We start from the raw sequence: 17,547 nt of genomic DNA, 5'->3' as shown, positions 1-17,547 counted from the left end.
TGTTATCTGCACTCCATTAAGTATTTAGTATAGGGATGCACGGGATTAGAAAAGAGTTCAAACACATTGCCTGATTCCACAATCTTCCCGGACTTCATCACATATACATAATCTGCAAGCTCCGCAACAACGCCAAGATCATGGGTAATTAATAGGATGCCGACATTGTTCGTCCATCTGATTCGGTCTAGCTCTTTAAGAATCTGGGCTTGAATGGTTACATCCAATGCCGTTGTAGGCTCATCTGCAATTAGCAATTGTGCTCCGGATACCAGGGCGATGGCGATCATTACTCTTTGACACATACCACCGCTAATTTGAAAAGGATATTTATTGAAAAGCAATTTAGGCTCGCTGAGCCCTGCTTGCTCCATCTGCCTCATGGCAAGCAGCTTTGCTTCTTTTCCCGATATACGCTTGTGCAGTTTAATCGTCTCCATGATCTGCCTGCCAATAGTAAGTACCGGATTCAGCGCGTTCATAGGATCTTGAAAGATAACAGCCATTTCTGTTCCCCGAAGTTTCTGTATCTGACGGCTGGAGCACTCACGTAGATTGTTACCCTTAAGCCAGATTTCTCCACTCTCAACTATGCCTGGAGAATCTACTAATCCTAATATGGACATTGCCGTAACACTTTTACCGCTGCCGCTCTCACCTACAAGTGCGACAATCTGCCGGGATTTCACCTCGATACTGACATCATCAACCGCTGTAACTTTATAACTGCCTGTGTGAAAGCAGGTGCGTAAATGACTGACCTTCAGCAGTGGAGACTCTGCCATCATATTCTGACCCCCCACTTTACTACAGAATTGAAAGCACGCTCTGGTTGTCGCAAGCCTTCTCCCAACAGATTAAAGCCCAGAACCGCCAGCATGATCATCATTCCCGGAAATAGCATCAACCGCGGCTCCGTTTGAATATAGGCACGGCTGTCGTTCAGCATTACTCCCCATTCCGGTGTAGGCGGCTGAGCTCCCAAACCCAGAAAGGACAAACCCGCAATGGAGAGCATAATCGTACCCACTTCCATAGAAGCAAGAACCAGAATAGGCCGGGCTGCGTTCAGCAGAATATGCCTGAAAATAATTTGTAAATGAGAAGTGCCTGACGCTTTGGCCGCTGTAATATATTCACTTTCCTTGATTTGAAGGACCATACTGCGTATCACTCTGGCATACCCCGTCCACCAGACAGCAGCAAATGCGATTAGCAGATTCTTCATACTGGGACCTAGCATGGCTGTAATAGCAAGTGATAGGATTAAGCTGGGAAAGGCAAGCAATATATCTATGATCCGCATAATCAAATGATCGATCTTGCCGCCAGCGTAACCAGCCAGTAAACCAACAGGGATGCTAATCGCAAAAACAACGATCAACACCATAAACGAATAATTTAGGGAGGTTCGGGTCCCATAGATTAATCGGGATAAGACACAGCGTCCCAGATGATCCGTACCGAGCGGGTATTGCCAGGAAGGTATAGCCAGTTTGTGTTCCATGTGAATCTGCAGCGGATCGGAAGGTGAAAGCCATGGGGCAAAGAGTCCAACGGATATGAACAAAAGTACTATGCCCGCTCCTAACCTTGCTCCCTTATTCTTAAATAAGCTAATACGAAATATGACAATCCGCTCCTTCTAAATCGTCACCGCAGCCTGATTCGCGGATCCAGCAGCAGATGTAATAAATCCACTGTCAAGTTAATCAGGACAACGACAACAGCCATCCATAATACGTAACCCTGAATGACAATATAGTCTTTCGCAAAAATCGCCTCAACGGCATACTTACCAATTCCCGGCCAAGAAAATATAGTTTCAACAATAACGGAACCGCCTAATAGCCCCGCTATGTTAACCCCAAGGAGGGTAAGACTCGGAAGAAGCGCATTACGAAGTGCATGCCGAATGATTATTCTCCATTCCTGCAGCCCCTTAGCTCTAGCTGCTGTGATGTAACGCTTGCCCAAAACGTCTAGGAGACTGGAACGAATCAAGCGGATGTAGACTCCTGCCATACCAAATCCTAGTGTGAAGGCAGGTAGAATGACACTGGATACCCCATCCATTCCCATCACAGGAAATAGCTTAAACTTCACCGCACCATAATAAATCAGAAGCAGACTTAGCCAGTATCCTGGCATTGAAACACTGAGCATTGCACATACTCTTCCCAGTCGATCAAGCATTCTACCCGGATATAATGCAGACCCCACTCCTATCGGCAGGGCAATAAGAATAGCGGACAATACGGAACAGGCACTGAGCAGTATAGTTGCCGGAAAACGACTCATCAGCTCTGTGAACACTGGACGACCGCTGCTGTAAGATAAGCCAAAATCGAGATGGGATACCCGGTTCAACCAGTGAAAATATTGCTTATGTACAGGACCATCCAGACCAAGTGTATGTCTGGTCGCCTCAATAGCTTCCTGCGTAGGTTTGATGCCGTCAGCACGCAGCATGATCTCCGCTGGATCACCTGGTGTTAAATGCATCAGCGCAAAGGTAATGCAAGAGATGCCGAGCAGCACGGGGATGAGCTGCAATAAGCGTTGCAACAAGTATCGATTGATGGCATTCAACTCCAAATTCTTAATCGTAATAATTACGATTATAGCATAATCTTTTTAAATTAATAGTCTTAAATTGATTTATTTTATGTAGGACATAAAAAAATCAACCCCTATTAAATGAGTTGATCTTTAAACATTTGGTCTCTGCACAGTCGCAACTATTTTTCACAATAATATTGTCAAATCCTTAGGAATCATGTCATTATAAGTAGGTTCATATTAAAAATATCAATAAAGGAAGTGTGTATTTGAGTCGGTTCAATCTAGTCCTCATCTATGTTTTATCCATCATGATAGCTTTTCTTTTAGGAATTTACGTGGCCCCTAGCGTTGAAACACGCTTGAATGGGCAGACTGTGGCAAGTAATCCCGTTATCGAAGAAATACCGCCTAGTACCGCAGATAAAGCTGCTATTGCTGCTGAATCCAACACTACTGGATCCAATCCTATTGAATCAGATCCTACTGAATCTTCACCTTCACCTTCTCCGGAAGCCGTTGTCTTGGAAGATATGCCTTCGGACGATGATACTGGACCCGTTGGTGATGACTCTGAAGATCTGTCAGTAGCAGATACCCCATCCGGTCAAGGGATTGGTGCGCCATTAGAATTCAAGTATAGTACGAACTCTGCCGATGCTGTTAAGCTTACTTGGGAAGCTGACAACTTAACTGGAAAAAGGATCAATTATTACACTGCCCACATCAGCACGTTTAATCCAGTAGGCGATCCTTCTAATGATCAGCTGAACGGCAAGAGCAGCTTTTCACTTAAATATGTGGGGCCGGTTGAGCCCAATGATACTTTATTTATTTTCAGTGATTTTACATATCAGAATACAATACATACGATTATTATTGACCAGCTCACACTTCAATATGATGATGGTACTATCGAGACCTTCGACTATGGTTACGAAACTACCGATGATAGCGGCCTATAATCCACATGATTTGCAGCCCTGGTGCGAACCAGGGCTTTTAGCAGGCACAATTGAACTAATGGTAATGTAAAAAACGAAGAGCGGCCTGGAATCCGGCGCTCTTCGTTTTTTACTTTTATTGTTACTGTCAGTCTGTTTAGCGGATGACCGTTACCTTGATCGTATCACTGGCAGTCACTCCCGCCGCGTTGACCAGCTCCGCCCGATATTCGTACACACCGGCAGTGCGTCCGCTGATAGTGGTTGCTGCACTTTGTGCCGAAGGCGTATGGGCATTCAACGGCTGCGAGTCGATGAGCTCCCCGTTCTCATACAGGCGGTATTCTGTAGCGTTAGTCCCCCACCACAGATTCATCGACACCTTATAGGTGCCATCTCCGTCCCAGTTATCTTCGGATAGTATCGGCTTGCCCGGCGCGGAGTCACTTATGGTGACCGTAAGCGGATCGCTCTTGGTCGTGCCATATTTGTTGATTAACTCCGCAGTGTAAACATAAGTGCCGTTCACCTTACCATGAAGCTCTGTACTTGCCGTCTGGGCAGCCGGCGATACATCTTTCAGTGTCTTGGAATCAATCAGTGTACCGTTCTCATAGAGTTTGTAACTCGTGCCGTTATTACCCCACCATAGGTTCATGGTGACTGTATAGTTACCATCACTAAGTCCATTAGCATAGCTGCTGTTGGAGGATAGCACAGCTTGTCCTGGCTTACCAGTCGCAATCACCTGGCCGCCAATAACCTGGAACGTATTGCTCTTTTCAGTCGTATTGCCGGCCGCGTCATGCACGATGTATTTCACGGTGTGGGGGCCGGCGCCTAAATCGGCGGCGCTCAGGGTCTGGCCTTCGGCAATCGGTCTTCCATCTAATAGAAGCTGTTTCGAGGTGACACCTGACAATACATCGTCAGCAGTCAATTCAAAGGAAAGCTGTGCTCCTTCTTCTACATCTCTCACCTCATGACCGGATTCTTTCAGTTCGGCAACCGGTGGAGCCGTATCAATATTGAGGTTCAGCGTCTTTAGATCTTCCACTTTGCCTTTTGCCGGCACAGCATGGTATGTCAATGTATGCCGCCCATCTTCCTTCAGGTCCACAGGTGTACTGTACTCAGCTTCCTTGTTGCCGTTCAGCGAGTAATAAACATTAGCTGTATTTGTATTCGCCTTCAGGGTAACGGTGACCGGCTGGTTAAACCAGCCGGAAGCATTAGGCTCGGCAGAAAGCGTCGCCGTTGTTACCGGAGCCCCCTCTTCTGCTGCTGCGGCGAAGTCATCGAGGCTTCTCGGCTTGAGCTGGTAGATGCCTTTAAAAATTGTGGAAACACCTGTAATATTAAGTTTCTGTCCTTCTGTATAAGGGAAGTTATCCTTAGTAATGCCTGTCCGGGCATCCACGCGCACATGATTGCTTGTCCCGTCGGCATTGACGGCGTCGAATTCAAAGGAGCCGCTTGGCGTAGCGTTGATAATGTTCGCCACGGTCACACCGTTCAGTTGAACCAATTGGCCTTGGTTGGCATCATTCACCATACTCGCCGCAATCGGCTGCGGCAGTGTCGCCGTGCCCGTCTTCGCAATTTGCACTGCTTCTGTCAGCTCCAGCTCTGTGTTGTACAATGCGGTGGACGCTGTTACCTTGACCTTATCGCCAACGTGGAAGCCGCTCTGACTCTGAAAGACATAAACCCCACCGGTTCCATCTTGGAGATAGAAGGACTGTCCGCCGAAGATACCCGGCTCAGTCGTCACGGTCCCCTCCACCGTTACCAGTGATCCGGCTGCCTTAGCCCGGGAGTCGCTGATAGAGATTGTAGCCGGAATGGGATCTTCCTCAGCCGGAAGCGGTTCAGCAGGAACATTGCCCAGCGTCACCGATTCAGTCTTGAGGTTTGTACTGTTCTGGCGGAGGCGCAGATTGGATGCAGCTGTGGTGCCCGGCTTGATCTGGATCGTCAGATCCTTATAGGCATGACCGTTCAGATCAGCTGTCAGATTGAATGAGGAGCTATAGCCGTAGCTGCTTGGCCAGGTACCGTCGCTGTTCTGAATCTTGGCGATTTGGGCGCCGCTGCTTACCTGGTAGACACCTACCTGGAAGCCGGATACGCTTGTGCCTGCAGGAAGATTATCTGCACTCACCCGAATCTGAAAATTCTGTGCATTTGGCAGCACAGCCTGGTGCGTGAAGTTATAAACCGCACTTGCAGTGGCTGCCGGTCCGCCGTAGGAGCCTGCTTTGAAGGTGCTGCGATCATACCATTTGTAGCCAGCATTAGGTTGAGCCCAAGGCTCCGGCTGCGGCTCAGTGGACAGCGCCGGCTCCTCGAATGGCAGCAGTGTTGTCGGCTGATCTAGCGTCAGGCCATTCACCTGGGTGAAATCCGTATAGCTCTCCTGCTCGGCGAGCCAGTTCACGGTGTTAACCAGCAGTGTGGCATCGTCCACTTCCTTGAAGCCATCGTAAGTTGTTTTCTTGGCGCCGGTATCTTCGCGCAGGTATTTCGGTGTTGCATCCTCTACAGGAGATGAGTCACCGATGAAGGCTGCCTTGCCGGCGCCTTTTTTAGCAACTGCCACATAGGGACCTTCTGCCACACCGCCGCCGTTATAGACCCCCTGGTCTACGGCATTGGCCCAGGCAGCATTGGTTTGCGGCAGGTAGACGATACCTTTCGCACGGGTTGGGTCTAGAATGGCCAGCGTGGAACCGGCATGCATAGCTACCGCTGATACGCCCGTTGTAATGCCGAAGGCTTGATCGGGAGCTACGACGTTGGTTGCGTTAATGTCGCCAAGCGCATTGTAGCGGAAACGGACACCGAACTCGTCCGCCAACCAGTCAGAGCTAACCACACCCTGCATGGCTGCAGAAGCGACCTCATCGGCATTCATGCCTTTGGCTGGATTGTCCCATGCTCCACGGCGGTAGCCGTTGAAAGCTTCTGAACCATCCCAGCGGTTTTTGTTGCGGTCGGCGTTATAATGGTCACCGATGAAGAAAATACTGCCGCCATCCTCCACATATTCCGCCATCGCAAGCTGCTCGCTTGCTTTGTAGGGCACGTTGGATTCGGCGACGATGTAGACATCATAATCGGAAAGATCACTCAAAGTAATTGGAGTCGTCTTGCGGAGTTCTTTGACATAATAGCCTTCCTGGGCAAGGGCATTCCCAAAGTCTGAAAAAGCGCCGTCAATCACCCAATCGGCTGCTCCCGCAGTCTGCTCATGGGTGTTGTCGAACAGGATCTTCTGGCCTGCATGCTCATTGACGACTTTGGCCTCAATGTACGGCGCAGGATCGTTTGGTCCTTCTGCGAATACCGCCGAACCGGCTCCGAACGTGAACAGCTGAAGTGGTACGGCCACCGCCACAGCTAGAGTGCTGTTCATCAGCCTCTTTTTCCAAACTGAATTCTTCTCCTTCATACCCTTCCTCCTCAAGATATAGTCCGGTGAGTAATTACCATAAATACCCACCTGCTAGACATCTACTATCCTATCTCAAAACAATTAAAAAAAAGATAGATTTATGTAAACTGCTGTAAAAATTATACTTTTGGCCTATAAAACGGGTCGAATATAGAAAGGGTATTATGAAAAAAGTCACAGTTGCTGAGGCTTATGATGAAGGATTGGACTATCGGCATATTAGCAAAAAAAAAACGAAACGGATAAATGCTCCGTTTCGCTCTCTTCCTATGTCGCCGCTGGCAGTTTCTGCTTGTTGTCCTGGTATCAATATTCCAGAAACATCAGTGGCTTAAGTATATCTATTAAACTATTTACTAGTGCCAAGTAACAAATTCACAATCGTATCAAGCTGAAGCTCTAATGAAAAAGGATCTTCCATTACGAATTCATCATGATAATTATCACCATACAAATAAACTTTGCCATTTTTCACTGCAGGGATGCCTTTCCATATGTTACTTTCCATTGCTTTATTGGTAGCATCCGCATCGCCATTATAAACAAAAACATAATCACCTAAATATTCTGGAAGCACTTCTAATGAAATCGATTCAAATCCCTCCGCCATATTTTTTGCACTTTCTGTTGGAGGCAGCTGAAGCATATTGTATATAGTGGAAGAACCATAGTTTCCTCCCTTTGCCGCTAAGACGTATACCGCCTTTTGTGAAAACTGAACAATCGAAACGGTTTCCCCTTCCTTGATAACCCCGGCAAGTTTAGACTTTGCTTCAGCTACTTTCTGTTCATATTCCGTAATCCATTCTTTTGCTTCTTTTTCTTTTCCGAATATTTTGCTTACACTCCTAAATTTATCAAGCGGCCCTGCTGTTTTTAACCCCTCCCAATAAGGCAGAAAAACAGTGGTCCCAATTTTCTCATATTGTTCTATGTTCTCATCGATCGAACCGATAATTAAGTCCGGATCTAGCATCGTTAATTTTTCCAGATTTAAAGGGAAATCCCCTAAATCCTCAATTTTCTCGATGGTTTCTTTGGGTATGTCCGCTTTTTCCATCCAGCCTTCATCCAGCATAAACGTTCTTGCTCCGATGGGTACAATTCCTAATTTCAATAAATGCCCCATATATTGGTCAGCCGCCACTCTTTTCGGCTCTGCTGGTACTTCCACATCTCCCTTAGGCGTTGATACTATTCGAGTGTTCGTACTTTCTTCTGATGTTGCTTGATTTACGGTTCCATTCCCATTACTTTGTTCCTTCGTAGCAGTACCCGTCCCACTTGAGCAAGCACCTAATAATAGAGAACCGCAAAGCAGTAAAGCAGCCGTCGTCTGAGATTTTGTCATTTTAAACATATGTAATTCCCCTTTTTCCGTATTATGATAATGATTATCATTATTAATATACTGTTGAACGATGGGTTCAAAAATAGAGGATGTGGGGAAGTTTAATGGACTTTCAGCAACTTTTGGCCGCTGTGACTCTTTTGTTCTAAAATGTGCAGGGGATACACCTTTTCTTTTCTTGAAAATTCGGCTGAAATAATATACGTCTTTATAACCAACGCTTGCTGATATTTCACCGACCGAAGCATCTGTTGTTATTAGAAGCTCTGTTGCAAGTTCAAGCCGAAACCGAATTAAGTAATCAATCGGACTCATACCTGTGTACTCTTTAAACAAGGATGACAAATGATAAGCACTGAAATTAAATACTTCCGCAAGAGAATCTAATGTAATTGGCTCCGCATAGTACTCCTGAATGTAGGTGATTACTTGGACTGCAACACTGGTCTGTTTCACCTCACTCTCTTTTCTATGTAATTCTTTTAAAACCTGATGAATGAATTGATAAAAAAGTGATTTTACGTTGAGTCTCTCTTCTTGCTCGTTCCATTTTAGATACATCAATTGCATTTTGTTATAAAGTAAAATGGGTGCATCAGGGGAAAAACAATATTGTGATTGGAACAGATCCTCCTCTTGAATCCATGCACGGTAATAAATGATATAGTAAACAAAATTCTTACTTGTCGGAACAATATTAAGTATCGCCCCTTTCCCGCTATGCAGGACTTGAAATCCTGTAAAAGAAAATTCAGAGTGATCTAACTGAACTTGAGCGCTCCCTTGTACCGAAAGTAAAAATATACTGGCAGGAATCTTGTACTTATGAAGAATTTCGCCTTGAACCCTTTCAATATGGCGCACATCCAATAACTTGACCGTCGCTTGGTCCCAAAGCAATATTTGATTGCTTTTGTGCATAATGACTACCCCTCCGTTATCTGTCTAATACTCATCATAAATGATAACCATTATCAATAACAGTCAAGATATTTAACTTAATAACAAAAATCCGATTGCCCTAAAAGGTGCAATCGGATTTTTTAATATAAATTTATTGTTCAGACGCCAATTGCAGAAAATGATCTGCAGCCAAACGGACAGCCAGGATACTTGCGCTATTAAGTGAGTTATCAAAGATAAGAACATGATTGTTTTTCACTGCTTCCAGTGAGTTCCACACGTTCGAAGTTTCCTTGTCCTTGATGGCTGCCTTTGCGATATCCATATCATGCTGGATAATAATATAATCAGGATTCATGCTGTATATCCCTTCCAGAGAAAGGGCCCCTCCCTCTTCAGGATATCCCTTCGGTGGCAACAACCCAAAGCCTACTGTTTGATTGTAGTACATCGTGTTTTTAGAGCCTTGAGCATTAAAATTAGCTTTTCCGTCGACCCGTAGTAAAGCAAAGGTTTTATTCTCAAGACTACTTAGCTGTTCTTTTGTTTTTGCAATCATTTCTTGGGTTTCCTTAATGGCTTGTTCCGCTAATGTCTCTTTACCAACAATCTGAGCACACAGCATCGTCGTTTTTTCCCAGGTATCGGTGTAGTCAATTAAGATGACTGGTGCAATCTTATTCAACTCTTCATAATTGCTATCAACAGAACCCTTGAAGGTTACAATCACATCAGGCTTTGCATCCATGATCATTTCCAGATTCGCATTGCTGCTGCCCAAATCAATGATTTCAGCAGTTCCAGCGTAAGGCTGTAAAGTAGCAAAATCCTTCATCGCTTCCGCTGCGTTAGTTGATGCGATTGGAGGCGTATCAAGAGCAAAAAAGTAATCTAAATACAAGGGATGCAGAACCGCTATACGCTCAGGTCGTGTCTCGAGCACCACTCCATTGTCGCTGGCATCCGCAATTGTTCTTGGCCATCCTGCTTCTTCGATCTTGCCAACTTCTGGTGTAGGCGTGACTGAAGTTTCGGAACACCCAGCCAGTAATCCTACTAGTATAATTAAGGATGCAATCCATCCATATAGTCTTTTCATTTGGCTCCCCCTTGAGTTGTTATCATTACTGTCTGTATAAATGCTTCATTAAATCACGGTTTTTCTGCGTGAACAGGTCATTATGTGAAGACACCATCCCGGACGAATTTGCCTCCGGTGTGATGTATTGTTTGGCTTGGTTTACCGCATTGGCAGCATCCTGGAATGCCCCCGCGATCAGGTGCAGTTTCCCATCATGATGTAGAACATCCCCTGCCGCATAAATACCCGGCACGGATGTCCCGCTCATTACTGATCCTGAAATCCGGTGTTCCCACAGATCCATTTTAATTTCACTGTTCACCAGCAGTTCTTTGTCGCGCTCATAACCGTGATTAATGATGACCTCATCGACAGACAGCTCAAATCCCTCTCCGTTGTCATTACTTTTTAGCAGTACAGTCCCTATTCTTTCGTGATCCGGTGTGGCAATCAACTTTTCGATTGAAGTATTTAACAAGCACTCTACGCCATTGTTTGCCAAGCGTGAAATATCGGCTTCATGCCCCTTTAAGTTCTCTTTCCGGTACGTCAGAAACACCTTTTTGGCAATCGGAGCCAGTTCATTCGCCCAGTCAACAGCAGAATGGCCGCCTCCCGATATTAGGATAGTCTTCTCTTTAAAGCGGGCAAGTGACTTCACCGTATAATGCAAATTTGTGATTTCGAATCTTTCGGCACCCTCGATTTCGAGCTTGATCGGCTTCAGAATGCCTCCTCCAATGGCCAATATGACAGTTTTAGTGAAATGCTTCCGGTTTGCGGCCGTGTGTAAAATAAAGTAACCTGCTTCATCTTTCGAGATGGATGTGACCTTTTCATTAAAGGCAACCTCCGGTTGGAAAGTCATCCCTTGACCAACCATTTGTTCAATAAGCTGTGAGCCAAGAATAGGCTGTAAGCCTCCCACGTCCCAGATCATCTTTTCCGGATAGACATGCACCTTGCCGCCAAGCACAGGTTGGAATTCTATAATTTTGGTTTTCATTTCACGGAGTCCGCTATAAAATGCAGCAAATAATCCAGCCGGACCGCCGCCAATAATCGTAACATCAAACAATTCCTCTTCATGCATCGTTCAATCGCCTCATTTCTCTTTTTTAAATCCCTAAATGCTCACGGAAAGTGCTACCCGTATATTCGCTCCGGAATAAGTCTCTTTCAACCAGCTCCGGTACCAACTTCTCAAAAAACAGCTCCATAGATTGTTCCGAACCGCCTGGCAGGGCGATGAAGCCATCTATAGCCCCCGCTTCAAACCGTTCAATAATATCGTTCAGCACATCCTCGACTGTCCCGACAGATACCCAATGTGCAGATCCGACAACCTCCGGCCTGTCCAAGATTTCTTTCACTGTAGGCTGATTTTTAATAATATACCGCCGTAACAACTCAGCATGAGTCCGGCTGCGGACGGCCTGGCTGGAATCGGGTAACATATCGGCAGTTACTCGCTTATCTAAGGGATAACCGCTTAAATCAAGACCCAGCACCGATTTAAGCGAAGCATGTCTGCGTTCAAGGCTTAAATTCGCATGTGCAGCTTTATGTAATTCAAGTGCTTCTTCGCGCGTATCGGCCAGGAAAAAATATAAGCCCGGCAAAACTTTGATAGCATCCGGATCACGGCCCTGCTCAGCCGCTTTTCTTCTCAGATCATTCCTTAGTTCCACTCCCGATTCGATATCCGGCATTGCGGCAAAAATAGCATCAGCTACAGATGAGGCGAAATTCCGTCCAATATCCGAAGCCCCAGCTTGGAATAGCGGCGGCGTTCCTGACTTGTGAGCAGGCAAAGTAAGCGGCCCTTTTACACTGAAAAATTCCCCGGAATGATTAATGGCAGTCACTTTATCCTTATCCGAAAACATACCTGACTGACGGTCGATAACAATCGCTTCATTCGGAAAACTCTCCCAAAGCTTGCATACAACATCCGTGAACTCCATAGCCTTGGCATATCTCTCTTCCGGTGACGGCATAGGTGAGTCGCTGAAATTATCGGCGCCTTCAATAGAAGTGACAATATTCCAGCCGGCGCGTCCATTGCTCAGCCAGTGTAAGGACTGCAGCTGCCTTGCAACAACATACGGCGGATTAAAAGTAGTGGAAATCGTCGTTACCAGTCCGATCCGCTCGGTTTCACGAGCTATCGCTGCAAAAAACAATGCAGGGTCTGGGCTGCCGAAATTTGAGGAATCTCCTAACATCTGCGGGCTAACATACAGATAATCAGCTCTGAAAAGAAAATCGAGCTTTGAATTCTCCGCCATTTTTGCCAAATCAATATAGTAATCAATAGAATCCATCTTTTCTACTCCGCTATCCGGGTGCCGCCAGCCGTCTCCTTTCATCCAGGTTGCATTTAAGGACAGGCCAATACATAATTGTTTGGGTCTTTTTTCTGTCATATCTACCAGCCTTTCATTTATAAATCAATTTACTGATAATGATTCTCAGTTACAAAGGTGAGTTTATCAAAAATTTAAATAAATTCAAATGTACAAATCTCAAATCCAGCATGCATCATTATTTAATCTAAATAAAAAAAGTCTGCACTTCTGGCTTATCACCAGTAGCTGCAGACGTAGTTCAAGTACAAGAAGCTCATTATGTACATTATTTATAGGCAGAGGGAGAAACACCGAATTTCTTTTTGAATAATCGGCTGAAATATAGTGGATTGTCATAACCGACACGGTCAGCAATCTCGCGGATAGGAAAATTACCTGCTTTGAGTAATTCACAGGCCCGTTCCAAACGATAATTAACAACATAGTCGATGGGTCGTAGTCCCGTATATTTATGAAAGAGGTAAGAGAAGCGGTTGGCACTCATTGCATGCTGTTCCGCTAACTCACCAAGTGTAAGTGAATTCATATAATGAAGTTTAATATACGCAAGGGCTTCGTCTACCATTCTTTGATTCGGAGAACGATCGTTCTCTCTGTAACTGCACGCAATCAGAACCTGGTGCATCAGGCTTAAGAACAACTCCTTGATACGCAGCTTCCCAATTTCTCCGGATGGATGGGCATTCTGATGGAGCATAATTAGTAATTCAATAATTTTTAGATTCGCTCCCGGCTCCAGTTTGAAATGAGAGTCAAATTCGTGAGTACTATTCAATTCTTCCGGCATATCCAATTTATAAAAAAGGGAGTAATACTCGAGCTCAGATTGTCCTATAACCTGCGAATCCATCTGCATGCCCGGAGCAGCATGAAAAACTGATCCTGGTCGTAATTCATATACCGTTCCATTCACACATATTCTGGCTCCCCCGCGAATGATAAATAGAAATCCATGCTTAACGGTGGTGAATTCACTTAATAAGCTTTTGGGCTGGATGACTAAGCGGCTTCTATCTTCTATTTCATAGACACCTTTAGTAAATGCCTTTGCTAATTTGTCCAAATTTATCAATGCTCTGCACCTGCTTCCTAGCACCATGCTTCTTATAAAAATCAGATCCAATTCCGATATTTATTTAAAACAGTATAGACAATAGTATGCGAAATTGCTAGAAGTGTAGTAGATATTCTACTGTACACTGCAACCCAAGAAGATGCTCAGGAGATTTTGCTTGAAAATATGCCGTTTTCATTACAATCAATTTGAAGAAGTTCATCCTGTAAAATCCAAACATCAGTTTTTTCAACAAAGAAATGAAATCCGCCAATGGATTGAACCCATGCGGGATCGATCGGTGTAGCACTTGCATTAATTCCAACAGTGAAAGCATCAGAGCCTCCACCGGCATATTTTGCGTAAATTCTTACATATTGCCCCTCTTCCAAACCCCATTCATTCTTAAATGAATCCAATGCTTTTTCGGATACTGCAAATGATATCATTCCTCTTCTCTCCTTCCTGCTGTTTAATCACATTTTTTTATTTCGCCACGATAATTGGCCATTCTGAAACTGGCTCCGCATCCACATGAAGCTTTTGCATTAGGGTTATTCATAGTGAATCCGCCTACCATTCCACTCTCTTCATAGTCAATTTCAAGACCGTCAATATATGGAATACTATTCGGGTGAACCAATATACTAAAATCTTGTTTATTTAATATAATATCCTCTTCTGCTTGCTGCTCATCCACGACTAGGGTATAGGATAGTCCACTGCATCCCCCTTCATCAACACCCACTCTTAGAAATGGATTTCGGATATTCGCACTTGATAAGATTTCGGCGATTTTTTCTGATGCTTTGTCACTGACCTCGATGATCATTGTGAACTCCTCCTTCGTTTATTTATTTTTCAAACCTAAAGATTGAATACCCGTTCCTATCTGTTCAGCTACTGGTGAGATCCGAGTGCTCGCAAATAAACTCATTACAATCAACAAGAGATGGAAACCCATTGCTACAATTAATCCGGATTGGAGTGACATTCCGCCAGCCTGACAAACCACAAGGATGGAACCGCCGATCCCGATAACTACACCGGGTGTAAAAGAATCCGCAAATTGCAGATTAGCCGAGGTGTTGCCGACACCTCCTTCTCCTGTCTGAGAAAACGCCACAACACCGCTAATCGGATGCGCCAATCCAATGCCGATTCCAGCGATGATCTGTCCAATAACTGCTACGGTAACGGTCACAACGGGTATCCAAAATACGATAGTAATCCCTATGGCAAGCAGCAATACACCCAGAATAATTCGCGTATGCCGTCCACGGCCCTGATCTGCCGAATCCCACCGTCCTTGCAGATACGCTATGACGCACCAACTCAACGCAGCACTCGCTACAATCAATCCGGCCTGAGAAGGCGTTATTCCTTTCACATCGATTAGAGCCAATACCAAGAAATTCTGTGTGCTGGTATAGGCAGCGAAGAACAGCCCACGTGTTGCCAGAATAGCTGGCATGCCTCTTCGAAGCGTAAGAGTTCCCTTCGGTAGCAGTTTGCGGAGCGGAAATATCATAAGTACTAAGCCGATAATGACTAAAACAAATCCCATAATGCTCGGAAGCATGCTTAGACCAACTAAGAAAATCCCTGTACCCATCGTTAACAGTAACGCATTCCAAGTTGATGAAGCTCCGATATCCCCTTGCGTCTTCGGTGTTTTTAATTTCGTGAACGCAGGTAAACTAAGCAGTGCTGAAATCATCAGGATCGGTAATATTCCCCAGAAAACAAACCGCCAGGACCACTGATCTGCGATAAGACCTGCAACGTATGGACCGAGCATGGACGGAAGAACATAGGCCGTACCAAATGCTCCGAGTATTTTGGCGCGTAATTTATCCGGGTAGCTTAAGGATATTGCTGTGTACACACAAGTCATCATAGCTCCGGCACCCAGACCCTGCATGGCCCGTGATCCTATCATGGTATACATATCGCCTGATGTTGCGGCAGCAATCAACCCAACGATAAACAAAAGAAGTGCGATAGTGAACGGTACTGCAGGTCCTCTTCTATCTATGATTCGACCGACGACCAGAGTTCCGATAATCTGCGCAAGCAGATACGTGCTGAATATCCAGCCAAACAGGCTAAGGCCGTTCAAATCTCCAGCAATTGAAGGGGCAATGGTAGTTACGGACAGGCCTTCGAATCCAACGGCCATCACTGACAGAATAATACCTATGGATAGTGCAAAATAACGTGGGCTGAAAATACTTTGATGATTAGACGACATGAAATGTGACCTCCAAGAAAATTGGTATGTATACATCGTATCCGGACACTTAGTAAACATTTTTGTTTATAATGTCTAAGCTACAGTTCAGCTTTGACTTTGTCAACATTTTTGTTTAAAATGTAGTCTGTGATGTAGATTTAGTTGTTTCAGTAGGAGGTGCAACATGAGCCGAAATCAAACCAAAAGGGATGTCTCAACCAAGACCCGAAGAGCGATCATTGATCTGTTAAAGCAACAAGGGGGAATGGATGTTATGGCACTCTCCTCCCAGTTTTCGCTATCTGGAATGGCTATTCGTCAACATTTGAATGCGCTGAAAGAAGAAGGGCTAGTTACTAATATAGAAGAGTCCCGTCCCATGGGGCGGCCAACCAAGCTATGGATCTTAACCCCCGCGGCCGATCGGTTTTTCCCAAGCGGATATTCGGATTTATCCGTCAGTCTGATCCATTCCATGAAAGAAGCTTTCGGAAATGAGGGGCTGGACAAGCTGCTGGCTGTTCGAAATAAGAATATGCAAGAACAATATCTTCAGCATCTTGGTGATACAGCAGACGTTAGAGAGAAGCTGGAGAAACTGGCCGAGATTCGAACAAATGAAGGGTATATGGCCGAGGTTAAGGAGCAGGATGATGGCAGTCTTTTATTCATTGAGAAACATTGCCCGATCTGTGAAGCTGCTGCTGTATGTACCGGGTTATGCAAAAATGAGTTACATCTATTTAAAACTGTTCTAGGTAATAATGTTCATATTGAACGGGGGGAGTACATATTAGCGGGAGGAAGAAACTGTGTTTATACGGTTAGACTCTGACATTGCTGTGGCACTTTCCAAACCCTTTCCATGTCACACATGAGCATCCAATGACTAGCGATATGAACCATTATCATAATATTCATTACAAATAAATAACAACCCACAGCCAAGATTTATAATAAATATGATCTTGGCTGTGGGTTGTTATATTTTAGCTTTTACCCTCTAATGGTTTATAACGCAGGAATACTTCAATCAATCCAAGGCTTACGAACCCAACCATCTGTCCATTCAGACGCTTGAGTTATAGCACCGCTTAATTTTTTGAAGTACCACTTTCCATTTACCTTAACGAAATGATCAACATAGTTCCCGGTCATTACTACTGCGTTTTCTTGGGATCTGTCATTTTTATTAATAATGGTAGCAAGACAGTTCAAATAAAACTTTCCAATAGCACTATTCCCATCAGAAGCTATTACGATTTCTGGTGACGTTATATAATGTACGACCCATACAATATCCTTAGAAGCTGCAACGAAATGCTTCTTTATCTCATCATGGCCTGTTGCCTCGCCACCAATACCAGTAACTAACCAATGTCCATCTGGTATGAATAATGAGGCGATTCCATCCGGGTCATAATGGTTATCACAATAACGTGCGTACTGATACTTTAACTGTTTGATTGCTTCAATATCTTCTAACCGAGCTATTCTTTGTTCTAAGCTTAGATTATCGTTTAATGATTCATTTAAATTCAACATTTTTGACTTCCCCTTCAATGATAAATTTGATAGTTGTGCTCC

Annotated in this window: 16 protein-coding genes; 3 read left to right on the top strand and 13 right to left on the bottom strand. The window is 44.7% G+C overall.

All coding sequences use genetic code 11. From position 1 onward, the window contains the following. Nucleotides 1-2: 2 nt before the first annotated feature. Genes MKY54_RS16220 through nikB form a run of 3 tightly spaced genes read right to left on the bottom strand, consistent with a single transcriptional unit; the run spans nucleotide 3 to nucleotide 2,571 of the window. Nucleotides 3-788: an ABC transporter ATP-binding protein gene (locus MKY54_RS16220; RefSeq protein ID WP_339187072.1), complete on the bottom strand. Its 786-nt coding sequence runs from the start codon at nucleotides 786-788 to the stop codon at nucleotides 3-5. Then, the gene (gene nikC / locus MKY54_RS16215) at nucleotides 785-1,621 is read right to left on the bottom strand and encodes a nickel transporter permease (protein WP_339191213.1); all 837 of its coding nucleotides are present in this window, start codon (nucleotides 1,619-1,621) and stop codon (nucleotides 785-787) included. Before nikC ends, MKY54_RS16220 begins: the two co-directional genes overlap by 4 nt. 32 nt (nucleotides 1,622-1,653) lie before the next feature. Further along, nucleotides 1,654-2,571, bottom strand: coding sequence for a nickel ABC transporter permease (gene nikB / locus MKY54_RS16210; RefSeq protein ID WP_248548636.1), 918 nt, complete (start codon nucleotides 2,569-2,571; stop codon nucleotides 1,654-1,656). Nucleotides 2,572-2,831: 260 nt separating this feature from the next. Between nikB and MKY54_RS16205 the strand changes: the two genes are divergently transcribed. Then, a complete protein-coding gene (locus MKY54_RS16205; RefSeq protein ID WP_076307858.1) occupies nucleotides 2,832-3,527 on the top strand; it encodes a hypothetical protein in 696 nt (231 codons plus the stop codon). A gap of 136 nt (nucleotides 3,528-3,663) precedes the next feature. Here the strand turns inward: MKY54_RS16205 and MKY54_RS16200 are convergent, their stop codons facing one another. After that, on the bottom strand, nucleotides 3,664-6,960 hold the full coding sequence (locus MKY54_RS16200) for a chitinase N-terminal domain-containing protein (RefSeq protein WP_339187068.1): 3,297 nt from the start codon (nucleotides 6,958-6,960) through the stop codon (nucleotides 3,664-3,666). Nucleotides 6,961-7,127: 167 nt separating this feature from the next. Between MKY54_RS16200 and MKY54_RS16195 the strand changes: the two genes are divergently transcribed. Continuing rightward, nucleotides 7,128-7,298, top strand: a complete 171-nt coding sequence (locus MKY54_RS16195) for a hypothetical protein (protein ID WP_339187066.1) — start codon at nucleotides 7,128-7,130, stop codon at nucleotides 7,296-7,298. A 14-nt stretch (nucleotides 7,299-7,312) separates the two neighbouring features. Here MKY54_RS16195 and MKY54_RS16190 read toward each other — a convergent pair whose 3' ends face one another. From MKY54_RS16190 to MKY54_RS16155, 8 genes are all read right to left on the bottom strand, one after another. After that, nucleotides 7,313-9,235 (bottom strand): AraC family transcriptional regulator, encoded by a 1,923-nt coding sequence (locus tag MKY54_RS16190; protein WP_339187064.1) that lies wholly within the window; start codon nucleotides 9,233-9,235, stop codon nucleotides 7,313-7,315. A gap of 133 nt (nucleotides 9,236-9,368) precedes the next feature. Further along, on the bottom strand, nucleotides 9,369-10,316 hold the full coding sequence (locus MKY54_RS16185; protein ID WP_339187062.1) for an ABC transporter substrate-binding protein: 948 nt from the start codon (nucleotides 10,314-10,316) through the stop codon (nucleotides 9,369-9,371). Between the two features lie 25 nt (nucleotides 10,317-10,341). Then, the gene (locus MKY54_RS16180; protein ID WP_076277347.1) at nucleotides 10,342-11,391 is read right to left on the bottom strand and encodes an NAD(P)/FAD-dependent oxidoreductase; all 1,050 of its coding nucleotides are present in this window, start codon (nucleotides 11,389-11,391) and stop codon (nucleotides 10,342-10,344) included. A 25-nt stretch (nucleotides 11,392-11,416) separates the two neighbouring features. Continuing rightward, the gene (locus MKY54_RS16175) at nucleotides 11,417-12,727 is read right to left on the bottom strand and encodes an NtaA/DmoA family FMN-dependent monooxygenase (protein ID WP_339187060.1); all 1,311 of its coding nucleotides are present in this window, start codon (nucleotides 12,725-12,727) and stop codon (nucleotides 11,417-11,419) included. A 208-nt stretch (nucleotides 12,728-12,935) separates the two neighbouring features. Beyond that, complete coding sequence (locus MKY54_RS16170; protein WP_254848963.1) at nucleotides 12,936-13,733, bottom strand: AraC family transcriptional regulator; 798 nt, start codon at nucleotides 13,731-13,733, stop codon at nucleotides 12,936-12,938. Between the two features lie 155 nt (nucleotides 13,734-13,888). Then, a complete protein-coding gene (locus MKY54_RS16165) occupies nucleotides 13,889-14,173 on the bottom strand; it encodes a hypothetical protein (RefSeq protein ID WP_076217679.1) in 285 nt (94 codons plus the stop codon). Between the two features lie 23 nt (nucleotides 14,174-14,196). Continuing rightward, nucleotides 14,197-14,553: an iron-sulfur cluster assembly accessory protein gene (locus MKY54_RS16160; protein ID WP_076130520.1), complete on the bottom strand. Its 357-nt coding sequence runs from the start codon at nucleotides 14,551-14,553 to the stop codon at nucleotides 14,197-14,199. A 21-nt stretch (nucleotides 14,554-14,574) separates the two neighbouring features. Beyond that, nucleotides 14,575-15,978 (bottom strand): MFS transporter, encoded by a 1,404-nt coding sequence (locus tag MKY54_RS16155; protein ID WP_339187058.1) that lies wholly within the window; start codon nucleotides 15,976-15,978, stop codon nucleotides 14,575-14,577. Between the two features lie 166 nt (nucleotides 15,979-16,144). On the opposite strand from MKY54_RS16155, the gene MKY54_RS16150 reads away from it, so the two are divergent. Next, nucleotides 16,145-16,795 carry a metalloregulator ArsR/SmtB family transcription factor gene (locus tag MKY54_RS16150; RefSeq protein ID WP_339187056.1) on the top strand — a complete coding sequence of 217 codons (651 nt, stop codon included), beginning with the start codon at nucleotides 16,145-16,147 and terminating at the stop codon, nucleotides 16,793-16,795. Nucleotides 16,796-16,989: 194 nt separating this feature from the next. Here the strand turns inward: MKY54_RS16150 and MKY54_RS16145 are convergent, their stop codons facing one another. Continuing rightward, nucleotides 16,990-17,505 carry a nuclear transport factor 2 family protein gene (locus MKY54_RS16145; protein ID WP_339187054.1) on the bottom strand — a complete coding sequence of 172 codons (516 nt, stop codon included), beginning with the start codon at nucleotides 17,503-17,505 and terminating at the stop codon, nucleotides 16,990-16,992. Nucleotides 17,506-17,547: the final 42 nt, after the last annotated feature.

The sequence above is a fragment of the Paenibacillus sp. FSL P2-0121 genome, assembly GCF_037975345.1.
GTDB lineage: Bacteria > Bacillota > Bacilli > Paenibacillales > Paenibacillaceae > Paenibacillus_AQ > Paenibacillus_AQ odorifer.
Note: the sequence above shows the minus strand (reverse complement) of the source record. Positions and strands in the feature narration are given on the sequence as shown.

Bases quoted from the DNA above. Each gene is read 5' to 3' on its own strand.
- MKY54_RS16165 (WP_076217679.1), bottom strand. From the start codon at position 14,173: ATGATATCATTTGCAGTATCCGAAAAAGCATTGGATTCATTTAAGAAT.
- MKY54_RS16190 (WP_339187064.1), bottom strand. From the start codon at position 9,235: ATGCACAAAAGCAATCAAATATTGCTTTGGGACCAAGCGACGGTCAAG.
- MKY54_RS16175 (WP_339187060.1), bottom strand. From the start codon at position 12,727: ATGACAGAAAAAAGACCCAAACAATTATGTATTGGCCTGTCCTTAAAT.
- MKY54_RS16180 (WP_076277347.1), bottom strand. From the start codon at position 11,391: ATGCATGAAGAGGAATTGTTTGATGTTACGATTATTGGCGGCGGTCCG.
- MKY54_RS16220 (WP_339187072.1), bottom strand. From the start codon at position 788: ATGATGGCAGAGTCTCCACTGCTGAAGGTCAGTCATTTACGCACCTGC.
- MKY54_RS16145 (WP_339187054.1), bottom strand. From the start codon at position 17,505: ATGTTGAATTTAAATGAATCATTAAACGATAATCTAAGCTTAGAACAA.
- MKY54_RS16195 (WP_339187066.1), top strand. From the start codon at position 7,128: ATGAAAAAAGTCACAGTTGCTGAGGCTTATGATGAAGGATTGGACTAT.
- MKY54_RS16185 (WP_339187062.1), bottom strand. From the start codon at position 10,316: ATGAAAAGACTATATGGATGGATTGCATCCTTAATTATACTAGTAGGA.
- MKY54_RS16200 (WP_339187068.1), bottom strand. From the start codon at position 6,960: ATGAAGGAGAAGAATTCAGTTTGGAAAAAGAGGCTGATGAACAGCACT.
- MKY54_RS16150 (WP_339187056.1), top strand. From the start codon at position 16,145: ATGAGCCGAAATCAAACCAAAAGGGATGTCTCAACCAAGACCCGAAGA.
- MKY54_RS16155 (WP_339187058.1), bottom strand. From the start codon at position 15,978: ATGTCGTCTAATCATCAAAGTATTTTCAGCCCACGTTATTTTGCACTA.